This is a genomic window from Pseudomonas sp. AA-38 (assembly GCF_029457475.1).
GTDB lineage: Bacteria > Pseudomonadota > Gammaproteobacteria > Pseudomonadales > Pseudomonadaceae > Aquipseudomonas.
Map to the genome: position 1 here is coordinate 3,519,417 of NZ_CP120359.1, position 19,767 is coordinate 3,539,183.

24 protein-coding genes are annotated in these 19,767 nt (G+C 62.1%); 18 read left to right on the forward strand and 6 right to left on the reverse strand.

The genetic code is table 11. The features are described 5' to 3' along the window. From trbE to PVE35_RS16275, 12 genes are all read left to right on the forward strand, one after another. Nucleotides 1-2,430, forward strand: a complete 2,430-nt coding sequence (trbE, locus tag PVE35_RS16220) for a conjugal transfer protein TrbE (RefSeq protein WP_100549547.1) — start codon at nucleotides 1-3, stop codon at nucleotides 2,428-2,430. Then, nucleotides 2,427-3,161: a P-type conjugative transfer protein TrbJ gene (gene trbJ / locus PVE35_RS16225; protein WP_074915933.1), complete on the forward strand. Its 735-nt coding sequence runs from the start codon at nucleotides 2,427-2,429 to the stop codon at nucleotides 3,159-3,161. Before trbE ends, trbJ begins: the two co-directional genes overlap by 4 nt. A 12-nt stretch (nucleotides 3,162-3,173) precedes the next feature. Beyond that, on the forward strand, nucleotides 3,174-3,359 hold the full coding sequence (locus PVE35_RS16230) for a hypothetical protein (RefSeq protein ID WP_074915935.1): 186 nt from the start codon (nucleotides 3,174-3,176) through the stop codon (nucleotides 3,357-3,359). Beyond that, nucleotides 3,356-4,531, forward strand: coding sequence for a P-type conjugative transfer protein TrbL (gene trbL / locus PVE35_RS16235; RefSeq protein ID WP_277372382.1), 1,176 nt, complete (start codon nucleotides 3,356-3,358; stop codon nucleotides 4,529-4,531). The genes PVE35_RS16230 and trbL overlap by 4 nt, the downstream gene beginning before the upstream one ends. A gap of 12 nt (nucleotides 4,532-4,543) precedes the next feature. Continuing rightward, on the forward strand, nucleotides 4,544-5,251 hold the full coding sequence (gene trbF / locus PVE35_RS16240) for a conjugal transfer protein TrbF (protein ID WP_277372383.1): 708 nt from the start codon (nucleotides 4,544-4,546) through the stop codon (nucleotides 5,249-5,251). Next, on the forward strand, nucleotides 5,248-6,234 hold the full coding sequence (trbG, locus tag PVE35_RS16245) for a P-type conjugative transfer protein TrbG (protein WP_277372384.1): 987 nt from the start codon (nucleotides 5,248-5,250) through the stop codon (nucleotides 6,232-6,234). Before trbF ends, trbG begins: the two co-directional genes overlap by 4 nt. A gap of 2 nt (nucleotides 6,235-6,236) precedes the next feature. After that, the gene (locus PVE35_RS16250) at nucleotides 6,237-7,499 is read left to right on the forward strand and encodes a TrbI/VirB10 family protein (protein WP_277372385.1); all 1,263 of its coding nucleotides are present in this window, start codon (nucleotides 6,237-6,239) and stop codon (nucleotides 7,497-7,499) included. Next, complete coding sequence (locus PVE35_RS16255) at nucleotides 7,496-7,750, forward strand: DUF2274 domain-containing protein (protein ID WP_074915944.1); 255 nt, start codon at nucleotides 7,496-7,498, stop codon at nucleotides 7,748-7,750. Before PVE35_RS16250 ends, PVE35_RS16255 begins: the two co-directional genes overlap by 4 nt. A 171-nt stretch (nucleotides 7,751-7,921) precedes the next feature. Continuing rightward, nucleotides 7,922-8,215, forward strand: coding sequence for a helix-turn-helix domain-containing protein (locus PVE35_RS16260; protein WP_083431604.1), 294 nt, complete (start codon nucleotides 7,922-7,924; stop codon nucleotides 8,213-8,215). Between the two features lie 9 nt (nucleotides 8,216-8,224). After that, complete coding sequence (locus PVE35_RS16265) at nucleotides 8,225-9,526, forward strand: HipA domain-containing protein (protein ID WP_074915948.1); 1,302 nt, start codon at nucleotides 8,225-8,227, stop codon at nucleotides 9,524-9,526. 96 nt (nucleotides 9,527-9,622) lie between these two features. Then, nucleotides 9,623-9,982: a histone-like nucleoid-structuring protein, MvaT/MvaU family gene (locus PVE35_RS16270; RefSeq protein WP_074915951.1), complete on the forward strand. Its 360-nt coding sequence runs from the start codon at nucleotides 9,623-9,625 to the stop codon at nucleotides 9,980-9,982. A gap of 156 nt (nucleotides 9,983-10,138) precedes the next feature. Further along, nucleotides 10,139-10,414: a pyocin activator PrtN family protein gene (locus PVE35_RS16275; protein WP_074915953.1), complete on the forward strand. Its 276-nt coding sequence runs from the start codon at nucleotides 10,139-10,141 to the stop codon at nucleotides 10,412-10,414. Here the strand turns inward: PVE35_RS16275 and PVE35_RS16280 are convergent. Further along, entirely contained in the window at nucleotides 10,384-11,565 is a 1,182-nt protein-coding gene (locus PVE35_RS16280) for a tyrosine-type recombinase/integrase (RefSeq protein ID WP_239077279.1), read from the reverse strand. The two genes, PVE35_RS16275 and PVE35_RS16280, sit on opposite strands and share 31 nt — an antisense overlap. 109 nt (nucleotides 11,566-11,674) lie before the next feature. Here PVE35_RS16280 and dusA point away from each other — a divergent pair, with 109 nt between their 5' ends. Further along, a complete protein-coding gene (dusA, locus tag PVE35_RS16285; protein ID WP_277372386.1) occupies nucleotides 11,675-12,685 on the forward strand; it encodes a tRNA dihydrouridine(20/20a) synthase DusA in 1,011 nt (336 codons plus the stop codon). Here dusA and PVE35_RS16290 read toward each other — a convergent pair. Next, nucleotides 12,655-12,978, reverse strand: a complete 324-nt coding sequence (locus tag PVE35_RS16290; protein ID WP_268178146.1) for a transcriptional repressor — start codon at nucleotides 12,976-12,978, stop codon at nucleotides 12,655-12,657. The genes dusA and PVE35_RS16290 overlap by 31 nt on opposite strands. Before the next feature lie 193 nt (nucleotides 12,979-13,171). Here PVE35_RS16290 and tal point away from each other — a divergent pair, with 193 nt between their 5' ends. Beyond that, nucleotides 13,172-14,098 carry a transaldolase gene (tal, locus tag PVE35_RS16295; protein ID WP_277372387.1) on the forward strand — a complete coding sequence of 309 codons (927 nt, stop codon included), beginning with the start codon at nucleotides 13,172-13,174 and terminating at the stop codon, nucleotides 14,096-14,098. Nucleotides 14,099-14,217: 119 nt separating this feature from the next. On the opposite strand, the gene rssC is transcribed toward tal, so the two are convergent. Together rssC and rssB are read right to left on the reverse strand one after the other, a co-directional pair. Next, nucleotides 14,218-14,700, reverse strand: a complete 483-nt coding sequence (gene rssC / locus PVE35_RS16300) for an anti-sigma factor antagonist RssC (protein ID WP_268184339.1) — start codon at nucleotides 14,698-14,700, stop codon at nucleotides 14,218-14,220. An 8-nt stretch (nucleotides 14,701-14,708) separates the two neighbouring features. Then, entirely contained in the window at nucleotides 14,709-15,893 is a 1,185-nt protein-coding gene (gene rssB, locus PVE35_RS16305; RefSeq protein ID WP_268178148.1) for a two-component system response regulator RssB, read from the reverse strand. Between the two features lie 212 nt (nucleotides 15,894-16,105). On the opposite strand from rssB, the gene PVE35_RS16310 reads away from it, so the two are divergent. Beyond that, nucleotides 16,106-16,405, forward strand: a complete 300-nt coding sequence (locus PVE35_RS16310; RefSeq protein ID WP_268178149.1) for a PilZ domain-containing protein — start codon at nucleotides 16,106-16,108, stop codon at nucleotides 16,403-16,405. A 55-nt stretch (nucleotides 16,406-16,460) separates the two neighbouring features. Here the strand turns inward: PVE35_RS16310 and PVE35_RS16315 are convergent, their stop codons facing one another. Next, nucleotides 16,461-17,117 (reverse strand): VacJ family lipoprotein, encoded by a 657-nt coding sequence (locus PVE35_RS16315; RefSeq protein ID WP_268184341.1) that lies wholly within the window; start codon nucleotides 17,115-17,117, stop codon nucleotides 16,461-16,463. 144 nt (nucleotides 17,118-17,261) lie between these two features. Between PVE35_RS16315 and PVE35_RS16320 the strand changes: the two genes are divergently transcribed. The 3 genes from PVE35_RS16320 (at nucleotide 17,262) to PVE35_RS16330 (ending at nucleotide 18,837) form a co-directional block, all read left to right on the forward strand. Further along, a complete protein-coding gene (locus PVE35_RS16320; protein ID WP_268178150.1) occupies nucleotides 17,262-17,672 on the forward strand; it encodes a thioesterase family protein in 411 nt (136 codons plus the stop codon). A 62-nt stretch (nucleotides 17,673-17,734) separates the two neighbouring features. Next, a complete protein-coding gene (locus PVE35_RS16325) occupies nucleotides 17,735-18,454 on the forward strand; it encodes an HAD family phosphatase (protein WP_277372388.1) in 720 nt (239 codons plus the stop codon). Between the two features lie 116 nt (nucleotides 18,455-18,570). Beyond that, nucleotides 18,571-18,837, forward strand: a complete 267-nt coding sequence (locus PVE35_RS16330) for a DUF4404 family protein (protein WP_106736019.1) — start codon at nucleotides 18,571-18,573, stop codon at nucleotides 18,835-18,837. 39 nt (nucleotides 18,838-18,876) lie between these two features. Here PVE35_RS16330 and queF read toward each other — a convergent pair whose 3' ends face one another. After that, nucleotides 18,877-19,707, reverse strand: coding sequence for an NADPH-dependent 7-cyano-7-deazaguanine reductase QueF (gene queF / locus PVE35_RS16335; RefSeq protein ID WP_277372389.1), 831 nt, complete (start codon nucleotides 19,705-19,707; stop codon nucleotides 18,877-18,879). Nucleotides 19,708-19,767: the final 60 nt, after the last annotated feature.

Sequence of the window (19,767 nt, forward strand, 5' to 3'; positions counted from 1 at the left end):
ATGTTGAACCTCACCGAATACCAGCGCCGCTCCGCCCAACTCGCCGACTGGCTACCCTGGGCCGGCCTGGTCGCACCCGGCGTCGTATTGAACAAGGACGGTTCGTTCCAACGCAGCCTACGCTTTCGCGGGCCAGACCTGGACAGCGCCACCCAGGGCGAGCTGGTGGCCACCTCGGCGCGCCTGAACAATGCCCTGCGTCGCCTTGGCTCGGGCTGGGCGCTGTTTATCGAGGCCGAGCGCCTAGCGGCAGCCAACTACCCGGACAGCGACTTTCCTGAACCCTTGTCCTGGCTGGTGGACGAGGAGCGCCGCGCCGCCTTCGAGGCCCAGGGCAGCCACTTCGAGAGCAGTTATCACCTGACGCTGCTCTACCTGCCGCCGGAGGAGTCGCGCTCGCGTGCCGCCGGCCTGCTCTACGAGCACCGTGCACAACGCGGCGTCGACTGGCGCGAGCGGCTGGCCGCCTTTGTCGCCGAGACGGATCGCTTCTTCGATCTGCTGGGCGGGGTGATGCCGGAACTCGCCTGGCTCGACGACGACCAGACGCTGACCTACCTGCATGCCACGGTTTCCACCCACCGCCAGCGGCTGGCTGTGCCCGAGGTGCCCTTCCACCTCGATGCCCTGCTGGCTGACAACCCGCTGACCACCGGCCTGGCGCCGCGTCTCGGTGAGCAGCACCTGCGCGTGCTGTCGGTACGTGGCTTCCCGACCTCGACCTGGCCAGGTGTGCTGGACGACCTCAACCGCCTGGGCTTCGCCTATCGCTGGTCAACCCGTTTCATCTGCCTGGACAAGGACGAGGCCGAGAAGGAACTGGTGCGCCTGCGCCGGCAGTGGTTCGCCAAGCGCAAGGGCGTCCTGGCGCTGCTGCGCGAAGCGATCTTTCAGCAGGAAAGCCCACTGCTCGACAGCGACGCGGCGAACAAGGCCAGCGACGCCGACGCGGCGCTGCAGGAGCTTGGCGCCGACCAGGTCACCTTCGGCTATGTGACGGCCACCGTGACAGTGAGCGATGCCGATGCCCAGGTCGCCGACGAGAAGCTGCGCCGGGTCGAGCGGGTGATCCAGAGCCGCGGCTTCGTCACCATCGCCGAGAGTCTCAACGCGGTGGAGGCCTGGCTCTCGTCGATCCCCGGCAACGCCTACGCCAACGTCCGTCAGCCGCTGATCTCCACTCTCAACCTGGCGCACCTAATGCCAGTCTCGGCAGTCTGGGCCGGCCCCGCGCGGAACGAACATCTGGATGGCCCGCCATTGGTGATCACCCGCACCGATGGTGCCACGCCGTTTCGCCTGGTCACCCACGTCGGCGATGTCGGCCACACCCTGGTGGCCGGCCCCACCGGCATGGGCAAGTCGGTGTTGCTGGCGACCCTGGCCCTGCAATTTCGCCGCTACCCGGGCTCGCGCCTGTTTCTCTTCGATATGGGTCGTTCGCTGCGCGCAACGGTGCTGGGCCTGGGTGGCGAGCACTACGACCTCGGAGGCGACGGCGACCTGGCCTTCCAGCCTCTGGCGCGCATCGATCAGCCGGGATACCGAGCCTGGGCCGCCGAGTGGCTGGAGGCTCGCCTGCTGCAGGAAGGTGTGGCCGTCGGCCCCGAGCAGAAGGCCGCGCTGTGGACGGCGCTGGACAGCCTGGCCGGCGCACCGGAGACGCAGCGCACACTGACCGGCTTTTCGGTGCTGCTGCAGGACAACGCCCTGCGCCAGGCGCTGCAACCCTATGTGCTGGGCGGCGCGCATGGCGCATTGCTGGATGCCGACCAGGATCGTCTGGGCAGCGCCGACGTGCAGTGTTTCGAGATGGAGGAGCTGATGCACAGCAAGGCGGCGGTAGCCGCCGTGCTGAGCTACCTGTTCGCCCGCTTCGAGGAACGCTTTGACGGCGCGCCGACCCTGCTCATCCTCGACGAGGCCTGGCTGTTTCTCGACGACCCGTTGTTCGCCGCGCGCATCCGCCAGTGGCTCAAGACCCTGCGCAAGAAGAACGTCAGCGTCATCTTCGCCACCCAGTCACTGGCCGACATCAAGGATTCCAGCATCGCTGCGGCAATCATCGAGAGCTGCGCCAGCCGCATCTTCCTGCCCAACCCACAGGCGGGCGAGCCGCAGATCCGCGGCATCTACCATGGCTTCGGCCTCAACGACCGGCAGATCGAGATCATCGCCCAGGCCACGCCCAAGCGTGATTACTACTATCAGTCGCGCCTGGGCAACCGCCTGTTCGACCTCGATCTGGGGCCGGTGGCGCTGGCCTTCGCCGCCTCGGCCAGCCAGGTCGAGCAGCGTGAGATCGACCGCATCCTGCTGGCGTACGGCACCGCCGGTTTCGCCCCTGCCTGGCTGCGTCACCGCGGCCTGGACTGGGCTGCCGACCTGCTCACCGCTTATCCCTCGTCACGCAAGGAGTGCCTGCCATGAGATCCCCTTCCCACCGCTTTCCCGGCGCAACGCTGCTGGTACTGGGCCTGCTGGCCGTGAAGCCGGTAAACGCCTTCACCGTAATCGATCCGACCAACTTGGTGCAGAACACCCTGACTGCAGTACGCACCCTGGAGATGGCGAACAACCAGGTTCGCCAGTTGCAGAACGAGACCCAGATGCTGCTGAACCAGGCACGTCACCTGCAGCGCCTGGACTACAACGTCGTCAGCCAGTTGCGCGCGAGCTTGGCCAATACTGAGCGGCTACTCGCCGAGGCGCGAGGGCTGGCCTACGAAGTGCAGCGCCTGGATCAGGAGTTCAGCCGACTCTACCCGAGCGAGTACACCGGCGACGTCAGCAGCCAACGCCTGGCAGAAGAAGCACGCGAACGCTGGCAACAGGGCCTCGACGGGCTGCATACGGCGCTGCGTGTACAGGCTCAGATGAAACAGAGCCTGGCCGTGGATGAAAGCGCCTTGGCCGCGCTGGTGCAGCAGAGCCAGTCCGCGGGTGGCGCCTTGCAGGCTGCCCAGGCCACCAACCAGTTGCTGGCCTTGCAAGCCAAGCAGTCGATCCAGTCGCAGCAACTGCAGATCACCCAGAACCGCGCCGTCGCCCTGGAGCTTGCCCGTCAGGCTGCCGCGGCCGAGGAGGCACGGGAACGGCGGCGTCGCTTTATGGGTAACGGCACGCCCTATACCCCCTACCCCGTGCAGTTCTATCGATAGGGAGGTCGCCCCATGAAAATCCTGGTACTGCTGCCGCTGCTCGCGCTGGCCGCCTGCGGACATGGCGACGATGGCGTCGTGGCACGGCAAGACGATTCGGCCGAGCGCTTCTACTCCGGATGCGCCCGGCCCGGCGAGTTTCTCCGGCCTACCGACTTGCCCGCGATCCCGCCGAGCTTCGATGAGGACGTGCGATGAACGACGTCAGCGTGATCGACCGTTTCCTCGAGGTGTTCGGGCTCTATATCGACACCGGCTTCGGCTTGCTCGGCGGCGAGGTGGCCTTTCTCACCATGACCCTGGTGGTGATCGACATGACCCTGGCCGGGCTGTTCTGGGCCATGGGCGGTGAGGATGTCAGCGCCAAACTGATCCGCAAGACCCTCTATGTCGGTGCCTTCGCCTTCATCATCGGCAACTTCAATGCCCTGGCGAAGATCGTCTTCAACTCCTTCGCCGGATTGGGTCTGCTGGCCTCAGGTTCCGGGTTGAGTCATGCGGAGTTTCTGCAGCCAGGGCGGTTGGCCGCGATTGGGGTTGATGCCGGAGGGCCGCTGCTTGAGCAGATCAGCAGCCTCAGCGGTTTTCCCGAAGTCTTCAGCAACCTGCACAGCATCCTGGTGTTGTTTCTGGCCTGGCTGGTGGTGATCGTCAGTTTTTTCTTCCTGGCCATTCAGCTGTTCGTGACCTTGGTCGAATTCAAGCTGACCACCCTCGCCGGCTTCGTGCTGGTGCCCTTTGCGCTGTGGAACAAGACCGCCTTTCTCGCCGAGAAGGTGCTCGGCAACGTGGTCGCGGCCGGCATCAAGGTGCTGGTGCTGGCGGTGATCGTCGGCATTGGCAGCGGGCTGTTCGCCGAGTTCCAGGCCGTACCGGACGAGCCCTCCATCGACCATGCGTTGGTGGTCATGCTCGCCTCGCTGGCCTTGCTCGGCCTGGGAATCTTCGGGCCGGGCATTGCCACCGGGTTGGTCTCTGGCGCACCGCAACTGGGTGCTGGTGCAGCAGCCGGTACTGCACTCGGCGCAGCAGGCATGGCAGCAGGTGCTGCTGCAGTAGCAACAGGTATCGGCGGCGCGGTGCTGGCCGGTGCACGCATGGCGCCCAGTGCGGCGCGCCTGGCCATGGGTGGAGCCCGTTCTTTGGCTGGTGTGCCCTCTGGAGCTGCAGCCGGCGGTACTGCGGCTGGTGGAACGTCCGCCGCCGCTGGCTCATCGGCGGCCCCAGCCAAACAGCCCGACTGGGCCAGGCGCCTGCAGCGCAGGCAACAACTCTCACAGGCCACCAGCACGGTCGCCCACACCCTTCGTGGTGGCGATGGCGGTGGTTCATCACCTGGGCCGCAGATTCGCGACCCATCGAATTCGTAAAGGAGGACGAAGATGCGATTCAGACGTCCACGGGGGCGCTACAGCGACACCCCTCAACCTGTCACCCCTTACCAGGCAGCGGCACAGGCCTGGGACCTGCGCATAGGCAGCAGCCTGGCGCAGGCACGCAACTGGCGGCTGATGGCCTTCGGTTGCCTGGGCCTGGCGCTGCTGATGGCTGGCGGACTGGTCTGGCGTTCGGCGCAGTCGACGGTGACGCCCTACGTGGTGGAGGTCGACAACCTCGGCCAGGTGCGCGCCGTCGGCGAAGCCGCCAGTCCCTACCAGCCCCAGGATGCGCAAATCGCCCATCACCTGGCGCGCTTTATCGAGCAGGTGCGCTCGCTGTCGATCGATCCGGTGGTGGTGCGGCAGAACTGGCTGGAGGCCTATCACTCCACCACCGACCGAGGCGCAGCCACCCTCAACGACTATGCCCGTGCCAACGATCCCTTCACCCGGGTCGGCAAGGAGTCGGTATCGGTCGAGGTCACCAGCGTGGTGCGTGCCAGCGACAGCTCGTTCCAGGTGCGCTGGATCGAACGCCGTTTCGTGAATGGTACGGCAGCCGGCCTGGAGCGCTGGACAGCGGTCATCTCGCTGGTACTGCAGCCTCCGCGCACCGAGGAAAAACTGCGCCGCAACCCGCTAGGTATTTACGTCAACGGCCTGTCCTGGAGCCGTGAGCTGGACACTACGGAAGGAGCCAAGAAGCCATGAGAACTACCCAGAGCATTTACATCTGCCCTCTGCTGCTGAGCGTGCTGGCCGGCTGTGCCAGCCAGCAGCCGCCAGTGATCGCGCTGGATGAACCGGTCGAGGCGCAGCGTCTGCCGGAGCCGCCCAAGCCCATCGAGGTAGTGGAAGTACCCAAGCCACTGGCCCTACCCGCCCAGCTCAAGCCACTGCCGGAAGCTCAGCGCAGCAAGCCGGCCAAGGAGCCGGCCGACGAGCGCGTGCGGGTCTCGCGCGCCAATCGCGAGGCTCGGGTGGCACCGAGCCGCGAGGGCTATATCAATGCCATCCAGGTCTGGCCCTACTCTGATGGCGCGCTGTACCAGGTGTATGCCAGTCCGGGTCGGGTAACAGCGATCAACCTGCAGCCCGGCGAAGAGTTGATCACTGTTGCCGCTGGCGACACCGTGCGCTGGATCGTCGGCGACACCACCAGTGGTAGCGGCAATGAGTTGCGCACCAGCGTGCTGATCAAACCGACGCGGGTCGATCTCAAGACCAACCTGGTGATCACCACCACGCGCCGCACCTACCTGATCGAGCTGAGTTCCACCGAGCACGCCTGGATGGCGTCGGTGTCCTGGAACTATCCGAAGGATCGCATGCTCGCCCTGCAACGCCGTGCCAGTGCCGCTCAGGCCGCGGCGCCAGTGGACGCAGGCTTGGTCTTGGAGCAGTTGCGCTTTCGCTATGCGATCAGCGGCAGCAATCCACCCTGGAAGCCGCTGCGTGCCTTCGACGACGGCCAAAAGGTGTATATCCAGTTCCCCGCCGGTATCGCCCAAGGCGAGCTGCCACCGCTGTTCGTAATTGGCCCCGAAGGTGACGGACAGCTGGTCAACTATCGCTTCCGCTCGCCCTACTACATCGTCGACCGCCTGTTCGGCGCGGCCGAGCTGCGCCTTGGCGCCGACAAGGGTGACGTGGTGCGGATCGAGCGCACCGACGGCGTGGCACGGAGGCCATGAGCATGACGGCCAAGAACGACAACCAAGCCGCAGCAACCTCGCTATCGCCCAAGGAGGCGCCGGAGTCGCTGGAGCTGCGCGCCAAGCCGCGTCCGGTCACCCGACTCAATCCGCGCATGCTGGCGGTAGTAGTCGGCGGCCTATCGGCTGCGGTACTCGGAGCCATGCTGTGGTCGCTGCAGCCGCAGCAGCGCCGACAGGGCGCCGAGCCGAACGAGCTATACAACGTCGACCGCGTGGCGCGCTCCGAGGGACTGGAGCAGTTGCCGGCAGATTACTCGCAGTTACCGCCTCCACCGGCTCCCGAGATACCGCAACTGGGGCCGCCGCTGCCCGGCGATCTGGGCGGGCCAATCCTCAGGGCGGAGCAGCAGGCGCAAGGTTATGGATATGGGCCAGATGCCGCCGAAGCTGAGCGCCTGGCTCTGCTCAAGGAAGCCGAGGAGGCGGCGCTGTCCTCGGTGTTTTTCCAGACCAGCAGCGCGCGGAATTCGAATATCGCATCTGGTGGTCGCGCTCAACTCGATTCCCCGGCTCTGGGTATGGCTTCGTCAGGCGCAGTAGCCGCCGCAGGAACACCAACCCAGCAGGAACGGAACGAGGCGTTTCTCAGTAAATCCGTAAATGCACAAATCCGTAATTCCGGATTGCTGCAGATGCCTGAGTCGCCCTACCAGGTGATGGCCGGCACCATCATCGCGGCGGCGCTTGTCACCGGTATCAAGTCGGATCTACCCGGCGACGTGATCGCCACGGTGACCGAACCGGTCTACGACAGCTCCACCGGCCAGCATGTGCTGATTCCGCAAGGTGCGCGCCTGCTGGGTCGCTACAACAGCCAAGTGAGCTACGGGCAGAGCCGCGTGCAGGTGGTGTGGCAGCGGGTGATCTTGCCGGACACCTCGTCCTTCCAGCTCGACAACCTGGTGGGTACCGACGCCGCCGGCTATGCCGGCCTCAAGGATAGCGTCGACTGGCATTGGGATCGCATTGTCGCCGGCGCGGCCATGACTAGCCTGCTGGGCATCGGTGCCGAGCTGGCGGCACCGGCCAGCCGCACCGACGGCGACCGCGTCATCATCGCCGGCCGCGACAGCCTGCAGGACACGGTGAACCAGGTCGGCCAGGAGGTCACCCGCCGCAACCTCGATATCCAGCCCACGTTGACCCAGCGCCCTGGCCTGCCCCTGCGCGTAATCGTCAACCGCGACCTGGTGCTGCGTCCCTATCAGCCTTTCTACACTCAACAGAGGAACCTGCAATGAGCACGACCAAGCTGCGTCTCGGCCCACTGCCGAAAACCGAAAACATAAAGCTGACCTTCACCTGCCCCGCCAGCCTGAAGGCCGACCTCGAGCGCTATGCGGCGCTTCACTCGCAAACCTATGGTGAAGAGATCGATGCCCTGAGGCTCATCCCGCAGATGCTGGAAGCTTTCATGGCGAGGGATCGGGTATTCAAAAGAACTAACAAGCCTGCACTACCCGCTGCGCCACAAACCACCGATCCACGCTAAACGCGGAAAGTGGATTTCTTCATGCGCCAGACTGAATTGATAAAAATCCTCAAGATCGTGATGTTTCCGATGCTATCTATGGTCCACCACCATTAATCCTCACGACCATGCGGATTTATGGCTAGAATAGAATTACGACAGCATAATCCGCTCGATCATGAGGATTTAGGCATGCAGTTTCAGATCGACACACCCGAGAAAATTGGCATGGTGATTCGCTCAAGCCGCAAGGCCATGGACATGCGCCAGGACGATGCCGCGGGCAGCATAGGCGTGTCCGAGAACTTCCTCGGCAAAGTGGAGCGTGGCGGCGAGTCTGTTCATTGGGGAAAGCTTTTCCAGGTCCTGCGGGAGCTGGGACTTCAAGTCTACGTTGATGTCCCGGATGAAGTCGCGGAACAAACTCAACAGAATCTGGAAAGGCTTCTCGAAAAAGCTGAACAACAGCAATCTGCCCAGAGATAGAAAACTGCAATGGATCGCCAATTAAACGTCTGGATCAACCACACACTGATCGGCACCTTATCCGAACAGAACGGGCTTTGGAGCTTCGCCTACACCCAGCAATGGCTACGCCAACCGGGTGCCTACCCTCTTTGCCCTAACCTGCCCCTGCAGAATGAACCGCACATGGATGGCGCCTCGGTGCGTCCAGTACAGTGGTACTTCGACAACCTGCTGCCCGAGGAAGGCCAGCGACAGTTGATCGCTCGAGCCGCGCATACATCAGTAGCCGATGCCTTTGGCTTGCTTACCCAATTCGGAGCTGAGTCGGCCGGCTCTATCACCCTCCTTCCACCAGATCAGCAACCTACACCTGGTGAACTTCGGGCATTACCTGATGAAGTACTGTCGCAGCGCATTAGCGATATGCCCCGCGTACCTCTAGCTGAGCAAGCTGCCAAGCGTATGTCGCTGGCAGGCGCTCAGCACAAGATGGCCATCATCTTAGATGGAGAGCAACTGCTAGAGCCCACCGGCAACATGCCATCGACCCATATCCTCAAGCCTGACCACCCAGACTTGACCTACGCACATTCGGTAATTAACGAGTGGTTTGTCATGACTCTGGCAAAAAGAATGGGCCTTCAAGTTCCAGAAGTCACTCGCAGGTATGTTCCACAACCGGTCTACCTCATCTCCCGTTTCGATAGGCGGCAAACACCAAAAGGCTGGGAGCGGCTGCATTGCATTGATGCCTGCCAATTGCTTGGACTCGACCGAGCCTACAAGTACGATCAAGGCAGCGTGCAACGCCTGCTGGATATCAGCAAGATGTGCAACATCCCGGCAAAAGCTCGCCTCGAGCTATTCCGCTGGCTAGTGTTCAACATCTTGGTGGGCAACGGCGACGCCCACCTGAAAAACCTCAGTTTCTTGGTCACGGCCAAGGGAGTAAACCTTTCCCCCTTTTACGACTTGCTGAGTACCGCGGTGTATACCACTCGTGCGTTTGACCAGAATGGCTGGCCAGAACAGGTCAGAATGGCCTGGCCAGTAGGAGAAGAGGATCGGATTACGCACCTCAATCGCAAAAATCTCGTTGCCGCTGCCGAGGCCATGGGTATAAAAGCCAGCGCAGCACTGGCATCAATCGACAAAATGACATCGGGGATCCAGGCCACTGCAAATCAGTTGCTTGAACAAGTCGTCCGCGACAATCAGGAACTGGCGCAGAAAAAGCCAAATCTTCAAGCAACTCTTGCAGGTGAAACGCGTTGCCTGAGAACTATCGTCAGCATCGTGATTGGCGAAATGTGTAAACAGCTTTCCTAATATCCAGACGGCAACTGCCGAGTAGCATTCCCCCGCATAGTTATTGAAGCTATAGTCGGGAATCCAACCTACCACTCATAAAGGAAAAATTACAGCATGTCGAAACTTGCCGAATTCCGTGCCCTTGAACAGCAACTGGCCGCTCAACTGGCAGAACTGGACGCTCTCAAGAAAGATGATGGACTGAAAAAAGAGATGGAGTTCGAGGAAAAGCTCCGCGCCCTGATGTCGAAGTATGACAAAGACCTGCGCGAAATCATCGCTATCCTCGATCCTCAAACCAAAGCCGGCAAGCTCAGCAAACAGGACTCTGGAGCACGCCGCCCTCGCCAAGTAAAGCGCTACAAGAATCCCAAGACCGGCGAAGTTGTTGAAACCAAAGGCGGCAACCACAAAGTCTTGAAAGCTTGGAAAGAAGAGTTCGGCGCTGACGTCGTCGAAAGCTGGCTGCAATAACGATTTACAGAACCGTCGGCGCCGTTTCACTAACGGCGCCGACGCCGTCCAAGGCGTCACCCGCTCCCCCCCGCCCATCTACGACTTAGCTTGTTTGCCATCAGACCAAACGCCAATAGGCTGACTTCAATTGAAATGGCGCTATGGCATGGAGCAATGAAGACACTGTTTTTGCTGATGGCTCAGTATGACGGACAAGCCGTAATTCCTATCGAATGGGTGTGCCGAGATTTCCTCGGCCTTTCAGTGGACAAGTTCAAACGCAAGCGCTTGATGGGAGAAATAGACCTTCCCGTGATGCGACTGGGAGCTAACTCGCAGAAAGCCAACCTCGGCGTGCATTTGGAAGATCTCGCTGCCTACATCGATAGACAGCGCGAGGCCGCAATCAGAGAGCAGGATCAGTTGATGGATCGACGGCGCCTGGCCTGAAGCACACCCCTTCTATTTTCTGCGGACTCAGGCTCTACACGTGCCCCGAGCGCCACAGGGGCCCTGATTATCTTCTCCAACCAAGACCAATCCTTGTAAGGATCTCCTCGCCCATTCAGATGCGTATAACGACGCAAAGAGTTCCAGTCGCGATGACCTGATACGCTCGCAACCCTCGGTATATCCCACTCCATCTCGAATAGCCGGCTAATGCCGTCATGGCGCAGATCGTGGAAATGCAAATCCGTGATAGCCAAAAACTTACCAGCACGAGTGAACGCCGCAGAAATTGAGTCAGAATAGTAAGGGAATATCTCTCGGCAAGACTTAGGCATGCTCTGCACAATCCGCCAGGCCTCATCCGGCAGATGGCACCAGACATCATTACCAATCTTTTGTCCGGGATTTTTCATATCTCGAACAAGCACCGCCTGCCGCCGCTCATCCAGATCCTCCCAGCGAATCCGAGTGATCTCTTCCTGCCTGCGTGTAGAGAAAATCGCGAAAGCTATGACCTTAGGCATGTGAATAGCGCTTGGCCTACGCGCCTGGAGATCAAAAAAGTAGGTGAGCAATTTGTCCAATTCATCCTTGCTAGGTCGCCGATCACGCTCTCGACTTCGAGACACCATGCCCAGTTTACGCAGCACCTTGCGCGCATCAGCCATGGCGCTCGCGTCGACCTCATATCCCCAGGCAGGCTTAGCGACTGACAGGACAGCGCCAAGATGTGCGAGATCGTTTCCAACCGTCTGAGCCTGAACACCACCTCCCTCCTGGCTCATCCGCCATTGCGCGTACTCGACCAATTTCTGGCTCGTCAGATCGACATCAGCAATTTCACCTAGCCAGGTTTCGCTGATCGCTTTCAACGTAGCTCGCTTGGTTTTTCCGAGCGGACGCATCAGCTCGTATTCATCAAGATAGCGCTCAATGATTTTCTTGAGCGGCACATCCTCCCGCGAAGCCTTCTCAAGAGCTCCGGGCAACGCCAGCTCAGCCTCCCTCCTCATCATCCAGGCGCGAGCAACCGGCTTACGGTCGAAGGACTGGCTTTCTTGGTAGACTATGACACCCTTACGGCGCAGCCGAATCTGAACCGTGTACTTGGTCTGCCCGCTTTTGTTCACGCGCCGAGTGATCGTTCCCACATCGTTCACCATCAGTGCTAAAAATGCATTTAACAGTGCTAAATTTTAGCACCACATGCGCAAAAACGGGCAAAAACAAGCCTTTTTGGCCTCTAACCGACCTAAACAAATGCCTCAAGAATCAGCTTCAAACCCAGCAACTACAGGCCCTATCCTGTCCCGCCGCTTCTCCGTGGCGCCGATGATGGACTGGACGGATCGCCACTGCCGCTACTTCCTGCGCCAGTTGTCACGCCATGCCCTGCTCTACACCGAGATGGTCACCACCGGCGCGCTGATCCATGGCGACCGTGAGCGCTTCCTGCGTTACAACGAGTGCGAACACCCGCTGGCGCTGCAACTGGGCGGCAGCAACCCGCAGGGCCTGTCAACCTGCGCGAAGATGGCCGAGGAACAGGGTTACGACGAGGTCAATCTGAACGTCGGCTGCCCCAGTGACCGGGTGCAGAACAACATGATCGGTGCCTGCCTGATGGGCCATCCGGCGCTGGTGGCCGACTGCGTGAAGGCCATGCAGGACGCCGTGAGCATCCCGGTGACGGTCAAGCACCGCATCGGTATCAATGGCCGCGACAGCTATACCGAGCTGTGCGACTTCGTCGGCCAGGTGCGCGAGGCCGGCTGCCGCAGCTTCACCGTGCATGCGCGCATCGCCATCCTCGAAGGGCTGTCGCCCAAGGAAAACCGCGAGATTCCGCCGCTGCGCTACGACGTGGCGGCACAGCTCAAGCAGGACTTCCCCGACCTGGAGATCATCCTCAACGGCGGCATCAAGACCCTGGAGGAATGCGAGCAGCACCTGCAGACCTTCGATGGCGTGATGCTCGGCCGCGAGGCCTACCACAACCCCTACCTGCTGGCGCAGGTGGATCAGCGCCTGTTCGGCGCGGCAGGCAACGGCATCACCCGCCTGGACGCCCTGCTCGCCATGCGCCCATACGTGGAGCAGCACCTGCGCGAGGGTGGCAACCTGCACCATATCAGCCGTCATGTGCTGGGCCTTGCCCAGGGCTTTCCCGGCGCGCGGCGCTTTCGTCAGTTGCTGTCGACCGACCTGAACAAGGTGCAGGATCCACTGGGCCTGTTCGATCAGGCCGCCGAGCTGCTGCGCGGGCACTGACCCTCGACGCTCAGGCGATAGCGGCTACGCCCGGTAGCCTCGACCAGGCCGTGCGTCTGCATGCGCCGCAGCACCTGGCGCACGCTGACCAGCGACAGCGGCTCGCCCGCCTCGCTCAGGCGGCGGTGCAGCTCACGGCTGGGCAGCCCCTGCTCGCCAGCCCCATGCAGCATCTCCACCACCTTCAGGCGCGGCATGCTGAAGCGCAGCCCGGCAGCCTGCAGCCATTGCCGACAGCGCTGGTTGTCCGGCACGCTGGCGATTGAACGAGAAGGCGGGGTCTGGGTCGACATGTTCGGGCTCCTGGGTTGCTCGTTGAAGGTCGGCTCCACCGACCCAGGCGCATTTCATGCGCCGTCTTATACAAAGACGAACGAGCAGGCCAAAAGCACCATCGGCACCGATGAACTTCCTCGGCAGGCTGACCGTTGAGCGCGCGCAGCGCCTCGGGTATGGTCAGTGCATCCGCAACGACAAGGCTCCGTCATGACCTCCAAGCTGGAACGACTCAAGCAATTCACCACCGTGGTCGCCGATACCGGCGATCTCGACGCCATCGCCCGCCTGCAACCGGTGGACGCCACCACCAACCCCTCGCTGCTGCTCAAGGCCGCTGCCCTGCCTCGTTACGCCGACCTGCTGAGCCAGGCCGTGAGCGCCGGCCAAGGTGACCTCGGCCTGGCCTGCGACCATTTCGCCGTGGCCGTGGGTCAGGAAATCCTCAAGGTCATTCCGGGGCGTATCTCCACCGAAGTGGATGCGCGCCTGTCGTTCGACACCGCCGCCACCCTGAACCGCGCGGAACGCCTGATCGGCCTGTACGAGAAGGCCGGCATCGGCCGCGAGCGCGTGCTGATCAAGATCGCCTCGACCTGGGAAGGCATCCGCGCTGCCGAGCAACTGGAGAAAGCCGGCATCCAGACCAACCTCACCCTGCTGTTCGCCTTCGCCCAGGCCCAGGCCTGCGCCGATGCCGGGGTGTTCCTCATCTCGCCGTTCGTCGGCCGCATCTACGACTGGTACAAGAAGGCCGAAGGCCGTGACTTCGCAGGCAGCGAGGATCCGGGCGTGAAATCGGTCACGCGCATCTACGACTACTACAAGGCCAATGGCTACGACACCGTGGTGATGGGTGCGAGCTTCCGCAATATCGGCCAGATCGAGGCGCTGGCCGGTTGCGATCGCCTGACCATCAGCCCCGAGCTGTTGCAGCAACTGGCCGAAGACGAAGGCGCGCTCGAGCGCCAGCTCGCTCCGGGCGCCACTGGCGAGCCGCGCCAGAGCCTGGATGAAAGTGCCTTCCGCTGGGCGTTGAACGAAGACGCCATGGCCACCGAGAAGCTGGCCGAAGGCATCCGCCAGTTCGCCCGCGATCAGGAAAAGCTCGAAGCGCTGCTGGCCGCCAAGGCTTGAACGAAAAGGGGGCGTCAGCCAAGCTGACGCCCCTTTTCAACTCCGTAGGGTGTGCCGTGCGCACCAATCGCTCGCTGTACGAGAATCGGTGCGCACAGCGCACCCTACGCGGGAAAAACTCAGTGCCGCTCCAGCGCGTTGACCAGATCGTGGAAGGCGGCGCGGTTGGAATCGTTCAGGCCCATGAGGATACGGTGCGCCTCCAGTACCTTGGCCTTCACCACTTCCTCGGACTGATCTTGCGAGGGCAGATCGTCCAGGCACTCAGGACAGGGCGCGGGGCCTTCGACGATATTGAATACCTGATCGAAGCCCATGGACTGCAACAGCCGGGTGATGTCGTCGTGAGTGGTCACCACGGTGGGCAGCAGGCCAACTTTCTGCCGCGACAGGATGGACAGCTTGGCCAGCAGGCCAAGGGTGGTGCTATCGATACTGCGGGTTTCGGTCAGGTCGATGACGATGGCCGAAAAATTCAACGCGGTAAAAATCTTTTCAATCGTGGCATCCAGTGCCGAGCACAGCGTCAGACGAACTTCCCCGACGAACTTGAGGACGAACGTGCCATCCTGCTCAGCGAATTGGATACGACCGGGGCTCATCCCAGGGTTCATGCAAGGTTCCTGCTCAACACCAGCAAGGCAATATCATCCGGCATCTCGCCCAGATTGGCCAGACCGAGAACTTGACGCAGCCCGTTCAAGGTACCGCCAGCCTGGCTAACCAGTTGAGGCAGCGCCAGTTCCTTCTCTTTCAGCGTAGCACCCGGTAACAGATCGAGGATGCCGTCGGAGAGCAAGGTCAGGCTGAACGCCTCCGGCAGCTCCATCACCAGATCGCCGTACTCGGCCTCCTCGAACAGGCCCACCGGCAAGCCACGACCCTCCAGGTAGCGCGCCTGGCCCTTCTCGAACAACACCGGCAGCGGCAGATGTCCACCGATGCTGTAGGTCAGGGTGCCCTTCTCCTGGTCGATCACCCCGCCAAGCATGGTCACATGCTTGCCCAGCTTGCAGTTGATCAGGCCACGGTTGATGTGCCCGAGCACATCGGAGGGCTTGAACTCGGGCAAGGTGCCGCCGCGGCGCCACTCGTAGAGCAGACGCGTGGTCATGAACTTGAGCAGCACGGTGACGAAGGCCGAGGAAGCGCCATGCCCGGACACATCGGCCAGGTAGAAGGCGATACGCCGTTCGTCGATGCGGAAGTAGTCGACGAAATCACCGGACAGGTACAGCGACGGGATAATCTGGTGGGCGAAGTTCAGGTCGTCGACCTGCCAGGGCGTTACCGGCAGCATGTTCATCTGCACCTGACGACCGGCGTTCTGGTCTTCCTGCAGCAGGTGCAGGCTGGCCTGCAGCTCACGGTTGGCCGCTTCCAGCTCTTCGCGGTAACGCTGGTTCTCCTGGCGCAAGCGATAGCGGTCGAGCGCACGGCGCACCGAGTGCTCAAGCACGGCCAGGTCTTCCAGGGGCTTGATCAGGTAATCGGCGGCACCGAGGCGTAGCGCCTCCACCGCATCGCTCATCACGCCAGCACCGGACACCACGATGACCGGTACCTCGACGCCCATGGCGTTGATTCGGCGAATGAGTTCAAGGCCGTCGACCTGCGGCATGCGCAGGTCGCAGATCATCAGATCGGGCTTGGCCTGCTGAAACACCTCCAGCCCTTGCAGGCCGTTGTTGGCCTGCAATACCTCGAAACCACTGTCTTCGAGATAGGCCGCGAGGCTTGCACGCACGACATCGTCGTCGTCGATGATCAGCAAAGTGGCACTGGTTTTGTGCATGGGTCATCCAGGCAAACTGCGCCGGAGCAATAGGATTGCAGCCAAGGCGCAGCGCCGCGAAAGGGGTGCCAGGGCAATTTCAAGGGGCAGACGGTACTCCCATCCGCCGGGCGATTCAAGCCGGTGCCGGTCGTCGTTCGGTGGCTTTACAGGGTAAATCGGCGGGGGTTATAAGGGCCGGTAGGACAAAACACAAGCAGAGGGCAGCGTCCATGAGTCAGAACGATCGAGCGTACAGCGAGAAGCGCGACTTCATCCGCATGCGGCTGGAAACACCGGTTACGCTGCACCATGCTGGCGGTGAAACACCGGCAATGTGCCTGGATCTGTCGAGTACCGGCATGCAAATCGAGGCCGAAGTGCAGCTCACCATGGGCAGCAAGGTGCGTGTGCACATCCCATCCGACCACAACGAACTGGCAGGCCTGGATGCCGAGGCCGAAGTGGTGCGCGTCAGCGACCTGGGTGACGGCCGGCAATCCCTGGGCCTGGCCATCATCTCGATGAGCTGAAACGCCTGGCAACGAAAAAGGCGGCTCGAAGCCGCCTTTTTCATGTTCACAGCAATCAGAAATCGTCTTCGACCTGCCCATCCTTGATCTTGAACTCGCGCGTCTGCAAGTAGGCGTTGCGGATGAAGGTGTACTTGTCGCCACTGATCAGACGCTCGGCCTTCAGCAGGCTGGCGCGGGTATCGATCACCTCCACGCCACGCGTCACGTTGCGGGTGGGGACGTGATCCATGTAGGGATAGGGCGTGAGGAAGCTATCCGGTACACGACCACCCGCATCGCGCACGGTGCTCGGGCCGAGGAAGGGAATGACCAGATACGGGCCGCTGTCGACGCCCCAGACGCCGAGGGTCTGGCCGAAATCCTCGTCGCTCTTGGCCAAGCCCATGTGCCTGGCCACATCGAAGAAACCCAGCAGGCCGAAAGTGGTGTTGAAGATCAGACGGCTGGTATCGACGCCGGCGTCATGCAATTTACCCTGCAAAAGGTTGTTGGCCAGATTGCCGACATCGCCGATATTGCCGAAGACATTGTGCACCCCATCCTCGAGGAATTGCGGCGTGACGGCCTGATACCCCTGCGCCACGGGCTTGAGCGCGTAAGTGTCGAGGGTATCGTTGAAGCGGAACATGGCGCGATTGAAGCCCTCCCAGGGGTCTTCTTCCGTGGCGGCCTGACCCATGCCAGGCAGCAGCGCACCGACCAGCAGCATCAGGCTGCCCAGGCGCGCCATCCAGCGAGCACCGTTCACATGCATTGATTCTCTCCTTGAGGAAAAGGTAGCCGCACCAGCGGCCTGAAAGCCGCGCAGTATAAAACCTGAAGCCCAGATTGGGCAGCATAGCGGAGATTGGCGATGACCGATAAGCCACTGCTACACACCGCCACGATTCCCGTGCGCTGGGGCGACATGGACAGCTATGGGCACGTCAACAACATCCTCTACATGCAGTACCTGGAAGAAGCCCGGGTCGCCTGGTTCGAGCGTGTCTGCATCCCCATGAGTGGCGCGGCGCAAGGCCCGGTGGTGCTGCAAACCCAGCACACCTACCTGAAACCCGTGGTGCACCCGGCTACCGTGCTGGTGGAACTGCGCGCCGGCACGGTGGGGCGCAGTAGCCTGGTCATCGAGCATCGCCTGAGCACGCTGGAAGACCCACATACGCTCTATGGCGAAGGCTACTGCAAGTTGGTGTGGGTCGATCATGAAAGCGCCCGCCCCATCGCACTGCCGGAACATCTGCGCGCCCTGCTCGCTGTCATCTGACCGTCACCTTTCAGTCATCCGGCAGGGCTAGAGTGATCCTGGCCCCTGTCACGGATGCTCTCATGCCACATTCCCCCCCTACCGCTCTGCTGTTCGAGCTTTCCGGCTGCCTGGTCGACTTCGGCGCACGCACCCTGCCAACCGCGCTGCAGCGCCTCTACCCGGAGCACACACTACCCAGCCCTACCAGCACGCCAGAGCTGGCTCTGGCCGAGCTGCTCGGTCAGGCGCCAACGAGTGCGCAACTGCAGGCCTTGCAGCAGGCCCTTAGCGAAGTGGCTGCCACCTATGCCCAACTCACCCCCGGCAGCCAAGAGCTGCTGCAAGGCCTGGATAGAAGCGGCATCCCCTGCGCCTGGCTAGATGCCCTGCCAGGTGATGCCAGCCTGTTGCTGGCCGAACACCTGCCAACCTCCATCAGAGCCGTGCTGACGCGCCACTCAAGACCCTGGCCGGCGCCGGACAGTTGCTGGCAAGCCCTGAGCCAACTGGGTGTCGAACGCCTGGATGGCTGCATCCTCATCGCTAGCCACCCGTTGCTGCTGCAGGCCGGCCTCAACGCTGGCTGTTGGACCATCGGCCTGGCCGTCTGCGGCCCGTTGTGCGGCCAGGCCCCGGCCGACTGGCAGGCGCTGACGGCCAGCGAGCGGGAGCGCCTGCGCGCCGAAGCCACCCTGCAGCTCTATCGCCTGGGCGTGCATTCGGTGGTGGATCACCTGGGCGAAATCGGCGCCAGCCTGGAAGATATCGGCATGCGCCGGAGCAAGGGCGAAAAGCCCTGAAGGCTTGACCCGAATCAGGCAAAGCTACCGCGCTTGGATTACCCTTGAAAGGCAGGTTGAAAACTTCCAGCATCGCCTGGGGTCAATGCCTAAGCCCATTGGACAAGGAGCACTCTATGCCAGCAAACGATCTGCAGCAGCAATTGGAAGCCCTTCACCAACACCTGGCCCAGGACACGCCGCTCAGTGAAGAAGAGCGGGCATCGCTGTATCTGTTGACCCAGGAGATCGAGGTGCAACTGGCTCGCGAAGCCGCAGCAGCCCCCGACGCCACCCTGGTCGACGGTGTCAACCTGGCGGTGGAACGTTTCGAGGCCAGCCACCCTACCCTCGCCGGCACCCTGCGCAACATCATGCAAAGTCTGGCCAATATGGGAATTTGAGCGGCAAGCTTCAAGCTGCAAGCCTCAAGGGCCATGCCTCTACTGGCGGGGCAGGCGGGCGTTTTCCGGCGTGATCGCCTCGGTGCTGCGGTACGGGTTGATGTCCAGCCCGCCGCGGCGCACGTAACGGGCGTAGACGGTCAATGACTGCGGCTGCAGCAGACGCTGCAGATCGAGGAAGATGCGCTCCACGCATTGTTCGTGAAAGTCGGCATGCTGGCGGAAGCTCACCAGGTAGGCCAACAGGCTGGCGTGATCCAACGCCGCACCACGATACTGCACCACCAGGCTGCCCCAGTCCGGCTGGCCGGTGACCGGGCAATTGGACTTGAGCAGATGGCTGTGCAGGCTCTCCTCCACCACGCGCCCGACCTCGCAACGCAAGAGTTCCGGCTGCGGATGATCGTACTGGCTGACGCTGATATCCAGCTCGTCGATGCACTGGCCCGGCAGCCTCGCCACGCCCTCATCCGCTACCTCCGCCAACGAACGCAGACGCACCGCCACCGGCTTGCCGGCCACGGCCGAGAGATCCCGCGCCAGCGTGGCCCGTACCTCGTCCCAGGAGGCGAAAGCCGTCTGATTCAGCGAATTGAGATAGAGCTTGAAGGATTTCGACTCGATGATGTTCGGCGAGTCGGCCGGGATGGCGAACTCGCCGATGGCCACCACCGGCTTGCCAGAAGGCAGCAGCCAGGACAGCTCGTAGCAGTTCCAGTAATCCACGCCCCGGTATGGCAGGTTGGCGCCATCGAGGCCCAGCTCCGCCCACTTGGTGGTACGAGCGATGGGAAACAGCAGCTCGGGGCTGTACTCGGCGATGTACTGGCTGGACTTGCCCAGCGGGGAGTGTTCGGCGGGGTGCTGCATGGTGCGCAATCCAGGGTGGCGAAAAACCGGCCGAGTTTAGCCGGTTGGCCGCTACGTCGC

Coding starts and splice junctions, on each gene's coding strand:
- trbF (WP_277372383.1), top strand. CDS start 4,544: ATGCGATTCAGACGTCCACGGGGGCGCTACAGCGACACCCCTCAACCT.
- PVE35_RS16290 (WP_268178146.1), bottom strand. CDS start 12,978: ATGTCGACCCAGACCCCGCCTTCTCGTTCAATCGCCAGCGTGCCGGAC.
- PVE35_RS16315 (WP_268184341.1), bottom strand. CDS start 17,117: ATGCTGCTGGTCGGTGCGCTGCTGCCTGGCATGGGTCAGGCCGCCACG.
- trbL (WP_277372382.1), top strand. CDS start 3,356: ATGAACGACGTCAGCGTGATCGACCGTTTCCTCGAGGTGTTCGGGCTC.
- PVE35_RS16330 (WP_106736019.1), top strand. CDS start 18,571: ATGCCAGCAAACGATCTGCAGCAGCAATTGGAAGCCCTTCACCAACAC.
- PVE35_RS16320 (WP_268178150.1), top strand. CDS start 17,262: ATGACCGATAAGCCACTGCTACACACCGCCACGATTCCCGTGCGCTGG.
- rssC (WP_268184339.1), bottom strand. CDS start 14,700: ATGAGCCCCGGTCGTATCCAATTCGCTGAGCAGGATGGCACGTTCGTC.
- PVE35_RS16250 (WP_277372385.1), top strand. CDS start 6,237: ATGACGGCCAAGAACGACAACCAAGCCGCAGCAACCTCGCTATCGCCC.
- trbG (WP_277372384.1), top strand. CDS start 5,248: ATGAGAACTACCCAGAGCATTTACATCTGCCCTCTGCTGCTGAGCGTG.
- rssB (WP_268178148.1), bottom strand. CDS start 15,893: ATGCACAAAACCAGTGCCACTTTGCTGATCATCGACGACGACGATGTC.
- trbE (WP_100549547.1), top strand. CDS start 1: ATGTTGAACCTCACCGAATACCAGCGCCGCTCCGCCCAACTCGCCGAC.
- PVE35_RS16265 (WP_074915948.1), top strand. CDS start 8,225: ATGGATCGCCAATTAAACGTCTGGATCAACCACACACTGATCGGCACC.
- dusA (WP_277372386.1), top strand. CDS start 11,675: ATGCCTCAAGAATCAGCTTCAAACCCAGCAACTACAGGCCCTATCCTG.
- PVE35_RS16270 (WP_074915951.1), top strand. CDS start 9,623: ATGTCGAAACTTGCCGAATTCCGTGCCCTTGAACAGCAACTGGCCGCT.
- trbJ (WP_074915933.1), top strand. CDS start 2,427: ATGAGATCCCCTTCCCACCGCTTTCCCGGCGCAACGCTGCTGGTACTG.
- PVE35_RS16310 (WP_268178149.1), top strand. CDS start 16,106: ATGAGTCAGAACGATCGAGCGTACAGCGAGAAGCGCGACTTCATCCGC.
- PVE35_RS16275 (WP_074915953.1), top strand. CDS start 10,139: ATGAAGACACTGTTTTTGCTGATGGCTCAGTATGACGGACAAGCCGTA.
- PVE35_RS16230 (WP_074915935.1), top strand. CDS start 3,174: ATGAAAATCCTGGTACTGCTGCCGCTGCTCGCGCTGGCCGCCTGCGGA.
- tal (WP_277372387.1), top strand. CDS start 13,172: ATGACCTCCAAGCTGGAACGACTCAAGCAATTCACCACCGTGGTCGCC.
- queF (WP_277372389.1), bottom strand. CDS start 19,707: ATGCAGCACCCCGCCGAACACTCCCCGCTGGGCAAGTCCAGCCAGTAC.
- PVE35_RS16255 (WP_074915944.1), top strand. CDS start 7,496: ATGAGCACGACCAAGCTGCGTCTCGGCCCACTGCCGAAAACCGAAAAC.
- PVE35_RS16260 (WP_083431604.1), top strand. CDS start 7,922: ATGCAGTTTCAGATCGACACACCCGAGAAAATTGGCATGGTGATTCGC.
- PVE35_RS16325 (WP_277372388.1), top strand. CDS start 17,735: ATGCCACATTCCCCCCCTACCGCTCTGCTGTTCGAGCTTTCCGGCTGC.